Consider the following 15,864-nt stretch of genomic DNA (forward strand, 5'->3'; position numbering starts at 1 on the left):
GCTATTGAGACAGGTATTACTTTTCAGATTAAATGGATGGAGAGGATGAAGGATCATATCCTCATACAGGGTTACATTATTTTTCATTTTGTTTTTGTGTTTGTTCAAAAACAAAAGTAAAAAAAATCTTCATATAGTGATATAAAAAACCATCCCGGATTGACCGGGATGGTGTGAAAAATATAATAAACTATTATTTTACGATTTCAGCATCAATGACTTGGGCACTGCTATATTTTTGCTGGGCCTCCCACAATAAAAATTTGTCAACCTCTTTAATGAGCTTAGGGATGGTAAGCGACAATACTGCCAGGTCATCCATAACTCCCAGAATCGGTATGGCAAATTCAGGAAGGAGATCAATAGGAGAGAGCACATATAAAATTCCCAGTAAAGGAAGAATAATGTCTATGGATTTCATTGGATAAATTCCTTTTCTCCACATTTTAACCATTCTGAAAATATCAGGGATCTTTTTGATAAAGCCCTTGTGATTGATGGCTTCTTTTGCAAGATTTAATTTTGAATATTTCATTTTGTGTTTGGATTAATAAATTTTTCAACGCTATAAAATTCGCAAATCCTGTACCAACAAATTATAAAATTTAGTTAAAATATTATTTGATAATATTGTCAATAAACTGATGCACAGTCTCTGTGTTCCAGTCTTTTGTAGCATCCTCTTTAATAAGAATTCTTCCATGTTTATCCAGCAGGAAAGTGGTAGGAAATACCTTTGGAAGAATTTTTTCGGAAATAGGACTTTGAGCAATATATACAGGAACGGTATAGTTATTTTCTTTTAAAAACTTTCTTACATCCTCTTCCTTATCATTCATGGCAATTAAAACAAAATCAACATGATCTTTTCTTGTATCATACAGTTTCTGAATAGAAGGCCATTCTTTTCTGCAAGGCGGGCACCATGTTCCCCAGAAGTTCAGAAAAACCCCTTTATCTTTAAAATTCTTAAGATTGGTGCTTGGTGCATTAATGCCTTTAAGTTCTATATCATAATCCTCTTCACTGATGTGAACAGCATTTTCAATAGTGGCTACCGGAAAAAAAGTATCCTTAAGGAAATTTCTTATTCCCGGTACAAATGCAACAACGCCAATGATTGCTATGATTACAATATAAATGATACTTTTTTTCATATCTATTGTTTATAGAAGGTCCAAAATTTCCTGAACAACATCTTTTCCTCTATTTTTGGCATAATAAATCTGCAGATCATTATAGAAAGTATCTTTTGGATAGGCTTCAGGATCGGCTTTATATTTCATCAGAAGTTCATATCCATATTTGGGACGTGGACCCCATGAATTTTTTACATTCAGGTCTTTGTCAAGGATAAGTACTTTCGGAATGGATTCTGTACCGTTCGTTAAAAATTGGTTGATTAAACTTTTATCACTGTCTCTCAGGAAGACTCTTACTTCATTGTGTCCTTCAAAAAATCTGAAAAGAGCAGGTACTGTTGCACTAGCATCTCCGCACCATGCTTCAGAAATGATTAAAATCTTTCCGTCAAAGTTTTTGGCAGCCAGTTCTTTCAGCTGATCTTCATCCGGAACGTATTTTTTTACCGTTCTGTCCATTCTCTGAAGACCCAGCTCGTAATATTGTTTATAGTCAGCCTCCTGTTGGTTGGCAGGATTTTCTAATCTTTCTTTTGCAATCTGAAGATATTCTTCAAACGAAATTCCTTTATCCCAGTAATTTTTCATTACCAAAAATATTTATGTTAAAAATTATTGATATTTCTTGTTTTGTTAATCAAAAACAGGTCTGCCAGTACAAATGCCGCAAGACTTTCCACTACAGGAACTGCTCTTGGAACTACACAAGGATCGTGACGTCCTTTTCCTTCTACAATGACTGGATTTCCGTCTTTATCAATACTGTCCTGAGGTCTCAGAATAGTAGCTACAGGTTTGAAAGCCACACGGAAATAGATATCCATTCCGTTGGAAATTCCACCCTGAATACCTCCGGAAAGGTTAGACTTTGTAGTGAAATCCGTATTGAAGGCATCATTATGTTCTTTTCCTGTCATTTTAGCTCCGCAGAAACCGCTTCCATATTCAAACCCTTTGCAGGCATTGATATTCAGCATAGCTTTTGCCAGCTCAGCCTGAAGTTTTGAAAAGATAGGTTCACCAATTCCCACAGGAACATTTTTAATCACACAAGTGATGGTTCCTCCGATTGTGTTTCCTTCTTTTTTGATCTCCTTGATTCTTGCAATCATCTTTTCTGCCGTCTCAGTATCCGGACAACGAACATCATTGCTCTCTGTTTGGGAGAAGTCTAAAGCCTGATAAGGCTTTTCACAGAAAATATCACCTACGGAAGAAACGTAAGCATTGATCTCAATGTTGGGTAAAAGTTGTTTGGCAAGGGCTCCTGCCACTACCCAATTCATTGTTTCTCTTGCAGAAGATTTTCCGCCACCACGATGATCCCTGAAACCAAATTTCTGGTCATAAGTAAAATCAGCATGGCTTGGACGATATGCGCCAGCAATGTGATCATAATCTTTCGATTTCTGATTTTCGTTTTCAATGATAAAACCGATGGGCGTACCTGTTGTTTTGCCATCAAAGATTCCTGAAAGAAACTTTACCGTGTCGCTTTCCTTTCTTTGTGTAACGATTGCCGACTGGCCAGGTTTTCTTCGGTTCAGTTCATACTGAACTTTATCGAGATCTACCGTTAAACCTGCCGGAAAATTATTAATGATACCGCCATAAGCCACTCCGTGACTTTCTCCAAATGTTGTAAGACTAAGAAGATTACCTAATGTGTTGAACATGATACAAAATTACCTTTTTTTCTTCAGATAATAAAGTTTCTGGATTTGTTCTATTTATCATTGTTTTTGATAGTATTGATAACCTTTTGGGCTTCCTCTTTTTCTTCAGAAGTCATTTTTTTCGGGATAAACCCTTTTTTAATATCATTTTTATCTGAAAGCTGTGGAAAAATACCTGCATTTACATCATCAAAAAGATAAGCCGGAGTAATTGCAGGAAGTGGAGTATCAAAACTATAGGGGTAATGTTGAGAAACATTAAACTTTAAATTCCCTACTTTAAATCTGTCAAACCGCTGATATTCATAGGTTGAAGGTTTGTATATCTGCTCTTTTTCAAATCCGGCCATAAAACTTCCCACCCGGAAACTTGGAATATATTTTTGAATAATTCCCGGAAAAGATAATATTGAAATAAAGAATAAGCTAAGTGTTGAAAAGACAATAATGGATTTTTTCTGATCAAAATAGTCGTAAAATAAAATAAAGGATATTGCAAAAAAGACATCTGTAAAAAATCTGTACTGGGCTGAAAATGCAAGAACTATTATACTTTTTATCAACAATGAAATGCAGATCAGGGTGATAAGTTTTTTCTTTTTTATCCAGGCGAATACTATGAAAATAATTAAGCTCAGAATAAAGATAATATTGATTTTGGATTTTATTCCTTCCAGAGAAAACCAGTTTTTGATATAATCCCATGTTGAAAAATTTTGGATTTCCTCATAGGTATACTGCATATCATAGGTTTTCATGATCGCGAACTGAGAAGAAATTTTTAAAACTTCGGAATTGGGCTTCCAGGATAGCCCCAGATCTCCTATTGCTATAGGAAAGACAGGATATCCGAATGTCCAGATGTTTTTAACGAAGAATAAAAACAGAATTGAACTCCCTAAAAGAAATTGTTTAAAGTTGCTTTTAAAAATAAAAACAAAGTTTAAGAAAACCAAAATAGGAAGCCATATCATCGTAGGTTTTATTGTAAAGACAAAAACTGAAAATGCAAAGAGGAGCGTGATATTTCTGTTTCCAGCTATAATTTCATTTAAAATAATCAAAGAAAAGATAATCACAGGAAGGTCCGGGCTAGGAGACTGTGAAAACAGTAATAAGATGGGCAGAAAACAAAGATGTATCCAGTTTTTCTTTTCAATACTATACATACTGTAGATGATAAGCAGTATAGAATTGATTCTTAAAAATGGATCAGAAAAATTCGAAAACCCTGCCTGAAAAATATGCCAGACAGACATTTGTCCTAAGGTGAGGTCTATATTCGAGATGCCTTTTATAAGTCCATATTCTGTAAGCCATTTCAATGTAGGAATATAATACCCAAAATGATCCAATATATAAGGATAGAAAGACCCTGCGAATATAACAGTCAGAGAACTTACACTTAATATTATAAAATCCTTTTTTGAAAATTGACGAAAGTCCTGATAAAGTTTATTTATAAAGAAAGAAAATAGTCCCAATAGTATTGAAGGTACTTCCACCTCGATATTTAAGGGAATAAAAAAAGAAATCACTGTCCATATAATACTGATTCCCATAATTCCGGCTAAAATTTTTCCAGAGATCCCCTGAAATAAAATTCCCCATATATTTTCCATGATCTTTCCCCAGCCCATCAGGGCAGGAATGATGAAAATGGAAGAAAACAGAATCATTATCATAAAAAAAGATTGCTTAAAAGTAAGCAATCTTTATATTTTATCATTAAAATATTTATTAGCGGGGTTGTACCCTTCCGTCTTTTCTATCTTGTGATCTACCAATGGTATATCCGGTTGCACCACCTACAACACCTCCGATTACAGCTCCTAATCCTCTGTTTTTCTTAGCAACTATGGCTCCGACAGCAGCTCCACCTACAGTACCAATGACGGTCCCTTTGGCAGCTTTACTCCATCCTTTTTTCTGAGTAGTTCCCTGTGATGTACCACTTCCGTTATTGGCATAACTTCCGTTGCTGCTTCCTGAGCCAGAATTAGAGTTTCTGTCTCTATATATTGTTCGTGTTTCTCTGATCACCTGTGGTTTTGAATTATTTTCAGCAGCAGCTCTCGCTTTTTTGCTTTCTGATACACTATCTGCTTTTTTCTGCGCTTCATATACCATTTTTTCCTTTTCAATAGCCAGTTTTTGTTTTTCTATTTCAAGTTGTCTGGCCTGAAATTCAAGTTTCTGTGCTTCCAGTGACTTTTCTGCAACACTGTCATCTTTCTTGCAGGCCGTCATTAAAAAGACGGATAAAAAACCTGCTAATACTATCTTTCTCATAATTCAAATTTTAATACGATAAAGCCAAAATGACTTTGATTTTAATTCTATTTTCAATTATGAAGCCAAATTTTAGTTAATAAGTGTTAAAAGTGATAATTGAAAAGAGAGTTAATTTTATATAATGATCAGTTTTGTACTATTGATGGTAGATTTCAAAGGTTGAAAAATAAAGGTTGGTTATTTTAGGTTGTATGATTTTTTAGGATAAAAAAAAATAAAGTAAACATTATACATATGCTTTCAATTTTCTTTTTTTGTTTTTAAAAGTATTTGTAAATTTTATTTCATTGATAGTTTTTATTAAATTCATATAAGTTGAGTATTTTTGAATACCAAATTACTTTTTAATATGAAAAAATCAATTTTTACAGTATCAGCATTTATTGGATTGCTGGCTGTTACAACATCGTTTTCCTTCAAGGAAATAACAGAACCCCATAAAGGCAGTTCAGAAATAGCTGATAAATCACCAATAACTCAGACTTATAAGATCCGGTATGGCCTTCTTTCTAAAAACGGAACAAAAATTCTGTCAGGAAATTATGATGTAGGAAGTTTCCTTGCAGAAAATATGACGACCGGAGAAGTGTATGATACATATTATAGTGGTGGATTTCAATCTGTTCCACAATATTATAATGGTCTTCCTGCGGGAACTTATACCTTTTCGGCAATGCAGGGACAAGGAGGATGGGTTGGCTATGGAACAGTAGTTGCAACAGTTTCTGATGCACAGGTAGATTCTGATGGATATATTACCATATATATTCCGATCATTTGGGAAGAATAAGCCTTGTGAGCAAACAAATATTTAGCTAAATTTACCCATCCCAGAGATGGAGATATTTTCAATCATTCAATAATTTTATATGGTTTTTAGATTGAGTATAACCTATAAAGCATTTTCGTAATGCGGATTATTTTTGATTATTCTTCGGAGGGCTGCTTGATTCTAATATAAAGTATTCATTCTTCTGTTGTGATATTGTATTATATTTTCTGCTTAGAAAATGTAAAATATATTGGTGATGCTGAATGATTCTACAATATTCTGTTTGGATTTTTCTAAATAGATTTTTTTCATCATTTGTGTTTTTTAGGCCTCCTGACGGAGGCCTTTTCATTTTATTGCTTTTTATGATTTTACGCATATAATAATTGTTCAAAAACGGATACTTTTATTACAAACAATTTCATTCCATATTTTATAATCAAAGGCTGCTCAAATAGAGCAGCCTTTGATTTATATATTATCTAAAGTAACTTTTATTTTACTCATGATGCGGTGCATTCTGTTGGTTTGGTAATTCAGAAGATTAAAAATTTCATTTGAACTGGTAAAAAACTCAGGAACTATTTTGTTGTTAATGGTTTTTATTCCCCGTCTTTTCATCGTTTCATGGATTACTCTTGCAAAAGAATCTTTTGCACTTTGTTTTGCTTTATCCTGAGAAATTCCATTGGAATGGAGTCGGTAGAGATACAAAGGTTCTTTGAGGTATTTTACTTCCCCTTGCTCCAGTATTTTCAGATAAAGATCCTGATCTACCGCATTTTTCAGATTCGGATTAATTCCTTTAGTTCTTAAATAAATCTCTCTTTTAAACGTGAAAAAGTGGGCAAACTGAATAGGATAGTTGAAGAAATAGCGATTGTTATAAATTTGTTTAGTACCTGTATAGATTTTTTCCGGAACAAGGTCCTCGTTGCAAAGTATCATTTGAGAATATACGGCAGCAAGATCATCTCTGTCTGTAAATTCCAGTGTTACTTTTTCCAGTGCCTCAGGATGAAGAGCATCATCAGGGTCAAGATACGCACATAGATCTCCCTGAGCATATTTCATGCATTGGGCTTTCGTAGATCCACAGCCTTCATTAAGAACATTATGATAAAGCTTAAAGCGGGAGTCATCTTTGATCAGAGACTCTATAATTTCAACCGAATTGTCTGTAGAAGCATCGTCAATAATTATTACCTCCCAGTTTTCATAGGTTTGATTGATTAATGAATGATAGCACTCCTTGAAATACTTTCCATTATTATAGTTTGCTATAAGTATAGAAAAATTTGCCACGGTCTTTTTGAATTAATAGTATAAAATTATAAAATAATATATAGGGAAAACATAACTTCAGTCATTATATATTTGTTTTTTTTTTCTTATATTTTGCACACCAGGGAGTGTGTTATGTTTTTTTAAAGAATAAGATATTTCACCCCGATAACCATTATCATGTAGATTTTGATTATTGTCTTTTTTTTTGAGAAATAAAGTGTGTGGCCTGAAAATTCCGTATTTAAAAGAAATAATAATTTTATGATTATACTCATAAAATAAAAAAAAAGACTGGTATATCTTTGGCTAAGAATTAATAGATAAAATAATTTTTATCTCTGATATAAAATTTTTTTTCATCATTTGTGTTTTTTGAGGCCTCCATTTTTGGGGGCTTTTTATATGAAGGATTGATATGATCTTTTATATCATGATGATTAATATTTTTTTTGATGGATGTGGCGAGTGTGCCAATTTGTTATTAGAAATACTTTTTATGGCAGATCAGCTCTTTTTAAATTTTTTTTATGTCTTGAATGTAAATTTTTTTTTATTAAAATGTAAATTATTTTTTTTTTAATACTTTTGCCGGAGCATTAGATTTATCTGAAATTATTAAAGGTAATTATGAAGAGGTTTTTAAGTGATCAGTAAAATCTGTTTTAAATGTTGAATTGGTGAAAATTGTGTCACAACAAGAAAATAATTTTTTTTCTCAAAATCATTATTCTTGGCACGATTTTTCAATATAGAAATGTAACTCATGTTTAATTTGAGTTTTCATGGTTATTAGTTTTTATCCTCGGAATTTCCGAGGATTTTTTTTGCCCTAATATGACGCTACTCATAAAAGTATGTTGGATTAATCCTCTATTTTTGAAGAGATAATTTTCTATCCATCATTACTTTTTACATTATTTATCAAGCTCTTCTGTGATCTGAAGGGCTTTTTTTGGATCATTAAAAGAGGCAGGTTATATTACATTATAAATAAAAAGCCGTACAGATTGAATAACCCGTGAAAGAATACTGTTAGCATAAAACTGTAGGCATGGGCGTGCCTGAAATAATAAATATAAAGATTGTTTAAAATGATGCCTCCAAAAAATGTCATAACAATATATAGCCCGTTATAATAATGCATGGAGGCAAAAATGATACTCATGATGATAATACAAAGTACTCTATTCCTGATTCTCATCCATTTGCTTAAAACTAGGTAGGGGAGATATTGAAATAAAAAAGTTTCCAGAAAAGGGGCGATAAATATTGCAATGAAGTTTAGTTCTTCTTTCGAAATATTCTTGTTTCTATTTTGATTGACATCAAAATGAAAATAGGTATCATTAAGGAAATTAAAAAAATATCCATTCAACAGAGCAAGAGCAAATGAAATGAAGAAGAAGACTAGTAATTTTTTCATAGGTTCTATTGATGATAAAAAGAATGGAATACTAAAAAGCTAAAAGTATAAAAACAAAAAAACCTCTAAATTATTTAGAGGTTTTTTTTGAGGTACCTAGCGGATTCGAACCGCTGTAGATGGTGTTGCAGACCACTGCCTAGCCGCTCGGCCAAAGTACCATTTTTACCATTTTTGAGGTGTGCAAATATAGTAAAATTTCTTTATGAACAAAAGTTTTTAAGCAATTTCTTTCTTTCCAAGATCCTCAATTTCGCTTTTTGCTTGAATTTCAGCTTGATAATTTTTCATGTTAATTACCCTTGTTTCACTCCATTTGTCATGCCAGCCATTTTCTCCGAAAAAGGAAAGCGTATCAAAAGGAACAATTCTTGAAATATTCCTGATGAGATAATCATTAAAAGTAGGCTCAGTCCCATCTATACAAATAACTTTTGTTCCAGTAATATATTTGCCTATGGATCGTCCTTTAGTAAAATATTCTATCAGAAAAGTATACATAAAGTAGATAAGAGAGGTTATTAGTATATCAAGAAATCTATTCATTTCAGACATTTTATAAACAATGTTGATAAGAAAGTCAATATTGGCAAGGCTGTACAGTAAGGAAGCAATAAAACCTAAAGCAAGAAAAAAAACTGAGATTACAACTCTGTCAATAATAAAATTAGCAAATCTGGTCAGCTTTTCAGCTCTGTTTCGATCTACAATTACTAAATATTTTCTCATGGTCGGTTATTAGTTTTTGGTTTAGTTTTTTAGTTTAGTTTTAAGTTTAAAATTTTAGAACCCATTGACAAGTAGCTTTAATGAGGCATTCGTATCAATAACTGCAGTAATTCCTGTATTACTGAGCAGAATTTTACTAGGTTTAAGATTGAAAACTTTTCCGTTCATCTTTAATCCTTTATAATACTCTTTGTTGAAGGCTTCTTCAATGCTTTTTCTTGAAGTTTCTTCCAGTTCCTGAGTTGGAATACCATATTCTTCTTCAATCATTTTTACGATTTTCCCCTGAAACAGGAGGGAAGCGGTTTTCTGCAGAATATTGGTAGTTTTCAGTTTGAATTTGGTTTCTGACAATACAATTTTTCTTTTGGTTTCGTCATACACCGGAATTCCTGAAATAATAGAAGTACCTTTTATATAGCCATCAGTCTGAGCCTCAATAACTACTCTATTATCAACACCGTACACTCTGATGTCTGTTACTTTTACTTTGGAGTCGCGAATATCAAATTCCTTATTCAGGAAAGTTTTTCTCGCCATATTGCTTGCTTCTGCAAAAGGAATATTGGCTGTAGTCTGCAGAATAAACTTGTCAGCAACTGTAGGGGTTGTATTAAAATTGGCAACACTGGTTACCGGGGAAGAGGCGGCAGGTTTATTCCCTGTAAAAGTTTCAGAAAAGATATCCACACCAAGAGTAGCATTGATCTGGTTTCCATAAAACTTTAAAGGAGTGATATTGACACCTACAGGACTTACTTTCAGCCATGTATTATATTCCTCAGAAATATTGAAGGGCTGAAGGAAAGTATTCCATGCCATCAAGGCATATTGCTGGAAATTCAGCTGTGTAGCCATTTGCTGATCAATAGTTTTACAGAATTTTTCCTGTTGCTCTTTTAAGCTTTTTTCAACAATGGAGGTAATAGGAATCTGTATTCTTCCATAGTCCAGAACAGGTTTTGTTACCCATCTGAAGCCATTGGGCCTGGTATTCGTAGTAATGGTCCAGTTATTTTTAAAAGTAACAGTGGTATTGAAAGACATTACCGTTTCGAAAGTGGTATTTTGATAGGTATATACTCCTAGTGTACCAATTCCTTTTTCTGCCCATATTTTTAAAGGAACTTCAATCAGCAGATTCTGGCTGGTTCCTCCTACAAGGCGGATAGGTCTGGTCTTCCAAACTTTTACCTTAAACTGATCATTATTATTGTCTGTATAAGAATCATCCTGGTACACCAGATCTTTCACGGAAGCATTGATCATGTTGCTGAGTTCCGAAAGGGGGATGGTCACAGGCATTGTAATACTGGATCTGATCTTCGGAAAGTTATAAGCCGCCAACTGATTGTCAACACCAGCTTGACCAAAAACGCTGATTCCCGCTACTAAAAATAATATTTTAACGAATTTCAATTTATATGTTTTTTTAATGAAACGAAAATAAGCAATTTAATTTTCTGGTTTAAAGCTTTTTTCCAACTCAATACTTGCACCTTTCATTTCTCCCTGCATAGGTGGAGCTGTTTTGGTGATTTTTAATTTAATATAATCGACCTGTGGAAAGCTGTCATGAATTTTTGTGATGATTCTTCCTGCTACATGTTCCATTAATTTGGATTTTATTTTCATTTCACCGTGAAGAATATCGTTGATATCTGCATAACTTATCGTGTCATGCAAATCGTCGGAAGTGGCTGCTTTCCACAGATCTGTATGAAGTTCTGCATTCAGAATATAATAGGTACCGATGATATTTTCTTCAGGAAGTACGCCATGGTAAGCGTATATTCTTACATCTTCAAGATATATTTTGCTCATTGCTTCAGATTTTATGAAGCAAAAATCGTTTTAATTCTTCAAAATCTGAATTTATTTCTACAGTTTTTTTCTCCTTTTTCATGAGCTCATTCAACGATTCAGGAATTTCAATCTGAGTATGAATTGCTTTTTCCACTGCATCAGGGAATTTTACCGGATGAGCAGTACCCAGGATAAATCCTTTTTGATTGGGATTTTCTTTTAGATATTTTTCCATTGACGCAAAGGCTACGGCACTGTGAGGCTCCAGAACATATCCGTATTTGGCATAAACTTCTGTGATAGTGCCCATGGTTTGGTCATCATCAATGGAATAAGCCGAAATTTTATTTTTTACAGTTTCAAACTGATGCCCGAAAAGCTCCAGAACTCGTACAAAATTACTCGGATCTCCTACGTCCATAGCATTGGATAGAGTAGCAATCGCTTTTTGGGGCTGGTAGTTTTGAGTTTTAAAATAGTCAGGAACTACCTGGTTAGCATTACAGGCCGCAATAAAATGGCTGACAGGTAAACCTCTGAAATAAGCCAAAAGCCCGGCACAGATATTTCCGAAATTACCACTTGGTACACAGATTACGGGATGCTTATGCTGTTGAATCCATTGTTTCAAAGCTATTAAGTAATAAATCTGCTGGGGAAGCCATCTTGCAACGTTGATAGAGTTGGCAGACGTCAGAAATAACTGACTGTTGATTTCTTCATCTGAAAAAGCCTGCTTGACAAGATTCTGACAATCATCAAAACTGCCATTGACTTCTATAGCCGAAATATTTTCTCCTAATGCTGTCAACTGTTTCTCCTGTACCGGACTTACCCTGTTTTTAGGATATAAAATAACGACATTAATCTGCGGAATTTTATAAAATCCATGGGCAACAGCACCTCCGGTATCGCCGGAAGTGGCAACAAGAACAGTTACTTTTTTCTGCTGATTTTTCAGAAAATAAGACAGGCAGCGGCTCATAAATCTCGCACCAATATCTTTAAAAGCCAGAGTAGGACCATGAAACAGCTCCAATATAGATATCTGTTCATTAATTTTTACTAAAGGAATCTCAAAACTCACGGTTTCTGCTACAATTTCTTTGAGTATTTCCGAAGGAATATTATCTCCTGCAAAGTCTTTCATACATCTGTATGCAATTTCTTCATTGGAATACTGATGAAGATTTTGAATAAATTCTTCATTAAACTGAGGAATGTTTTCAGGAAAGAACAATCCTTTTTCTTTTCCCTGGCCTTTTATTGTTGCTTCTCTGAAATCAATTTTTTCCAGATGGTCTTTTAAATTGTAATATTTCATTTCTGTTTTTTAAGGTTAATTTTCTTCAACAATCTGAATTCCTGCCGGATTTATTTTTGATACATATACAAAACTTTCTATATCAATTTCATCATAGACTGATTTCATCATCTGAGCAATTTTTTCTGCCGTTTCTTTTTGTTCAGACAGCATGAAAATGGAAGGTCCTGATCCGGAAATTCCTCCTCCCAAAGATCCTATCTGTAAGCTTTTTTCTTTGATTTCTTCAAACTTCGGAATCAGAATACTACGGATAGGTTCTATAATCACATCGTTGAGGCTTCTGCCAATCAACGGGAAATCATTTTTCTGAATCCCGGCTACAAGTCCGGCTATATTTCCCCATTGTTCAACAGCGCTTTTTAAGGTGATATTTTTCTTTAAAATCTGTCTGGCATCTGAGGTTTTAACTTCCACCTGCGGATGAACGGCGGTTACGAATAAATCAGGACTGTTCAGAGGGATGATATCAATTGGCTCGGTAGATTTTACCAAGGTGATTCCGCCATAGATGCATGGTGCAATATTGTCTGCATGGCGCACTCCTGAAGCAAGTTCTTCCCCAAACATGGCAAAATAAACCATTTCCTCTTTGGAAAGTTTGTTTCCTAATAATACATTGGCTCCGAAGGCGGCTCCGGCGGCACTTGCCGCACTGGAGCCGAGCCCGCTTCCGGGCTTTATATGTTTATGAATAATAACTTCAAAGCCGTTTTTCAGATTAAGGTGTTCCTGAATTTTTAAGAGAACAATCCCGGCAACATTGCTGGAAGGCTCTTCAGGAAGTCCGAAAGAGTCTGTATGTTTTATAATAATGTCAGGAGTTTCCAATAATCTGAACTCCATCTCATCATATGGATCATGGACTGCCATTCCTAAAATATCGAATCCACAAACCAGATTGGCCACGGTGGCCGGGACTTTTAATTTTACTTTTTTCATAACTCTGTTTTTAAATAGAACGGATTATATCTGCAAAAACTCCGCTTGCCGTTACCTCAGCTCCTGCACCAGCTCCTTTTACAACCAAAGGCTGCTCAGAGTATCTCAGCGTTTTAAAAATGACAATATTGTCCTTTCCATATAAGTGAAACAGATCACTTTCCGGAGCAATATGCTGCAAGCCTACCTTGGCTTTTCCGTTTTCAAATTCTGCGACATATTTTAATATTTTGCCCTCGCTTTTAGCTTTATTCAATAAGTTTTTGAAGTGATCTTCATATACTGTAAGCTTTTCGTAAAAACTTTCAACGCTTCCCTGCATGCATTCTTCAGGCAGAAAACCAATGTTTTCAATATCTTCAAACTGAAGCGGATATCCTGCCTCTCTTGCCAGAATTAAAATTTTTCTGGCTACATCCGTTCCGGACAGATCAAGTCTTGGATCCGGCTCTGTATATCCTTCTTTCTGAGCTTGTGCCACAACTTCAGAGAATGTTCTGCTGCCGTCATACTCATTAAATACGAAATTCAATGTTCCACTCAGTACAGCTTTAATGGATTGAATCTGATCTCCGCTTTTGATGAGATCATTAATGGTTCCTATGACCGGAAGCCCAGCTCCTACATTGGTTTCAAAATAGAAATTACAGCTATGGTTTCGCGCGGTATTTTTTAAAGTTTTATATTTTTTGAAATCTGAAGAAGCTGCAATTTTATTACAGGCTACGAGGTTCACACTTCTTTTTAATAAGCTTTCATACACTTCAGGAATGTCAGCGCTTGCTGTTACATCAATGAAAACCGAATTTCTAAGGTTTCGACGAATAATTTCATCAGCAAATTCTCTGGCAGAGGCTTTTTCACCATGTTGTTCCCAGTTAGCATAGCTGTTTTTTGATATTCCCTGATCTGAAAACATCATATGACGGCTATTGGAAATGCCTGCAATTCTCAGGTTGATCAAAAAGTTTTCTTTTAAATAATCATTTTGGGTATAAATCTGCTGGATCAGTTTTGAACCTACATTTCCTGTTCCACAGATGTAAAGATGAATTTGTTTTATTTCAGATTCAAAAAAATCTTCGTGAAGTACATTTACCGCTTTTTTACTGTCTTTTTCTGAAATCACAATACTGATATTTCTTTCCGAAGACCCTTGTGCAATTGCTCTAATATTAACTCCGTTATTTCCCAGACATCCGAACATTTTGGCACTTACGCCACTTCTGCTTTTCATACTTTCTCCGACCAGAGCTACAATAGAAAGTCCGGTTTCAATTTTCACCGCGTACACTCTTTTCAGATTAATATCATCCGCAAAAGAAGAGTTGATTGCATGCTCGGCACGTAAAGCTTCTTTTTCTTCAATTGCAATGGTGATGGAATGCTCTGAAGATCCTTGTGTTATAAGGATTACATTGATCTTTTCATGGCTTAAACATTGAAATAATTTAGCTGAAATTCCAGGTATTCCTACCATTCCGCTGCCTTCCAGTGTAAGCAGGGCAATACTGTTCATATTTGAGATTCCTACTGCAATCTGTTTTTCATCTTCTGAAGATTTCAGTTGATGGGAAATAAGAGTTCCCTCTGCATCGGGATCAAAAGTATTCTTGATAAGCAGGTTTATATTTTTTACCATGACAGGCTGAATGGAAGGCGGGTAGAGTACTTTAGCCCCAAAATGTGACAGTTCCATCGCTTCATGATAAGATATTTCTGAAATAGGTTTAGCATTGGAGACCAGACGGGGGTCAGCAGTCATCATCCCACTTACATCTGTCCAGATCTGAAGCTCTTCTGCATCAACGGCCGCCGCCATAATAGAAGCAGTATAATCGGAACCTCCTCTTCCTAATGTGGTTGTATTATTTTTTTCATCATGAGCAATAAACCCAGGGCCTAAAATAATGCGGTTGGGGGTTTTACTCAGGAAATTGACAATGTTACTATCAGTCCATTTAAAATTTACTTTTGCATTGGTGAAATTACTGTCTGTTCTGATCAGCTCTGCAGAATTCATCCATATACAATCTAATTTTTCTTGTTGGAGTCTTGCTGCAATAATATTTGAAGACAGAAATTCTCCGTAAGAAGCAATTTTATCTTTAATTCTGTCTGTCAATTCACCAAGAACAGCAATTCCGTTGCAGAGCTCTTCGATATCATTAAAATGTTTTTTTACAAAACTTAACCATGAACTTTGTTCTGCGATTGGAAAAAGTTCTTTTACCAGATTTATGTGTTTTTCTTCAAGATTTTGAACCGTTTGAATATAATTTTCATCTTTTACAGAAGCATATTCCGCAGCTTTAATCAGTTGGTCAGTAACACCATGAAGTGCTGATACAATAACAACAACTTTGCTCTTTAAGGATTCTCTTTGTATGATTTTTTCCACCAGTAATATATTCTGAGAATGGGCGACTGATGTTCCGCCGAATTTTAAAACTTTCATCAATTATTTT

15 protein-coding genes and 1 tRNA gene are annotated in these 15,864 nt (G+C 34.6%); 1 reads left to right on the forward strand and 15 read right to left on the reverse strand.

Features of this window, described 5'->3' with window-relative positions:
* Positions 1-193: 193 nt before the first annotated feature.
* From DEU39_RS18225 to DEU39_RS18250, 6 genes are all read right to left on the reverse strand, one after another.
* Entirely contained in the window at positions 194-535 is a 342-nt protein-coding gene (locus DEU39_RS18225; RefSeq protein ID WP_120232890.1) for a YkvA family protein, read from the reverse strand.
* Positions 536-617: 82 nt separating this feature from the next.
* Entirely contained in the window at positions 618-1,157 is a 540-nt protein-coding gene (locus DEU39_RS18230; protein WP_062676250.1) for a TlpA family protein disulfide reductase, read from the reverse strand.
* A 9-nt stretch (positions 1,158-1,166) separates the two neighbouring features.
* A complete protein-coding gene (locus DEU39_RS18235) occupies positions 1,167-1,730 on the reverse strand; it encodes a thioredoxin family protein (protein ID WP_120232891.1) in 564 nt (187 codons plus the stop codon).
* A gap of 17 nt (positions 1,731-1,747) precedes the next feature.
* Positions 1,748-2,818 carry a chorismate synthase gene (aroC, locus tag DEU39_RS18240; RefSeq protein ID WP_062676248.1) on the reverse strand — a complete coding sequence of 357 codons (1,071 nt, stop codon included), beginning with the start codon at positions 2,816-2,818 and terminating at the stop codon, positions 1,748-1,750.
* A 50-nt stretch (positions 2,819-2,868) separates the two neighbouring features.
* Positions 2,869-4,503 carry an LIC_10190 family membrane protein gene (locus tag DEU39_RS18245; protein WP_120232892.1) on the reverse strand — a complete coding sequence of 545 codons (1,635 nt, stop codon included), beginning with the start codon at positions 4,501-4,503 and terminating at the stop codon, positions 2,869-2,871.
* Positions 4,504-4,558: 55 nt separating this feature from the next.
* A complete protein-coding gene (locus DEU39_RS18250; protein WP_062676246.1) occupies positions 4,559-5,110 on the reverse strand; it encodes a glycine zipper domain-containing protein in 552 nt (183 codons plus the stop codon).
* Positions 5,111-5,462: 352 nt separating this feature from the next.
* On the opposite strand from DEU39_RS18250, the gene DEU39_RS18255 reads away from it, so the two are divergent.
* Positions 5,463-5,903, forward strand: coding sequence for a hypothetical protein (locus tag DEU39_RS18255; RefSeq protein ID WP_062676245.1), 441 nt, complete (start codon positions 5,463-5,465; stop codon positions 5,901-5,903).
* 453 nt (positions 5,904-6,356) lie between these two features.
* On the opposite strand, the gene DEU39_RS18265 is transcribed toward DEU39_RS18255, so the two are convergent.
* From DEU39_RS18265 to thrA, 9 genes are all read right to left on the reverse strand, one after another.
* On the reverse strand, positions 6,357-7,190 hold the full coding sequence (locus DEU39_RS18265; protein WP_062676243.1) for a glycosyltransferase family 2 protein: 834 nt from the start codon (positions 7,188-7,190) through the stop codon (positions 6,357-6,359).
* 961 nt (positions 7,191-8,151) lie between these two features.
* Positions 8,152-8,595, reverse strand: a complete 444-nt coding sequence (locus tag DEU39_RS24840; protein ID WP_062676241.1) for a CPBP family intramembrane glutamic endopeptidase — start codon at positions 8,593-8,595, stop codon at positions 8,152-8,154.
* Positions 8,596-8,685: 90 nt separating this feature from the next.
* Positions 8,686-8,756, reverse strand: a tRNA-Cys gene (locus DEU39_RS18275).
* Between the two features lie 58 nt (positions 8,757-8,814).
* Positions 8,815-9,324, reverse strand: coding sequence for an RDD family protein (locus tag DEU39_RS18280; protein ID WP_062676240.1), 510 nt, complete (start codon positions 9,322-9,324; stop codon positions 8,815-8,817).
* 54 nt (positions 9,325-9,378) lie between these two features.
* On the reverse strand, positions 9,379-10,743 hold the full coding sequence (locus tag DEU39_RS18285) for a DUF4403 family protein (RefSeq protein WP_120232893.1): 1,365 nt from the start codon (positions 10,741-10,743) through the stop codon (positions 9,379-9,381).
* Between the two features lie 36 nt (positions 10,744-10,779).
* Positions 10,780-11,148, reverse strand: coding sequence for a dihydroneopterin aldolase (folB, locus tag DEU39_RS18290; protein WP_120232894.1), 369 nt, complete (start codon positions 11,146-11,148; stop codon positions 10,780-10,782).
* 4 nt (positions 11,149-11,152) lie between these two features.
* Positions 11,153-12,454 (reverse strand): threonine synthase, encoded by a 1,302-nt coding sequence (gene thrC, locus DEU39_RS18295; RefSeq protein ID WP_120232895.1) that lies wholly within the window; start codon positions 12,452-12,454, stop codon positions 11,153-11,155.
* A gap of 15 nt (positions 12,455-12,469) precedes the next feature.
* A complete protein-coding gene (locus DEU39_RS18300) occupies positions 12,470-13,396 on the reverse strand; it encodes a homoserine kinase (protein WP_120232896.1) in 927 nt (308 codons plus the stop codon).
* Positions 13,397-13,406: 10 nt separating this feature from the next.
* The gene (gene thrA, locus DEU39_RS18305) at positions 13,407-15,854 is read right to left on the reverse strand and encodes a bifunctional aspartate kinase/homoserine dehydrogenase I (protein ID WP_120232897.1); all 2,448 of its coding nucleotides are present in this window, start codon (positions 15,852-15,854) and stop codon (positions 13,407-13,409) included.
* Positions 15,855-15,864 lie beyond the last annotated feature (10 nt).

Origin of the sequence: Chryseobacterium sp. AG363 (genome assembly GCF_003610675.1) — a bacterium.
Classification (GTDB): domain Bacteria; phylum Bacteroidota; class Bacteroidia; order Flavobacteriales; family Weeksellaceae; genus Chryseobacterium; species Chryseobacterium cucumeris.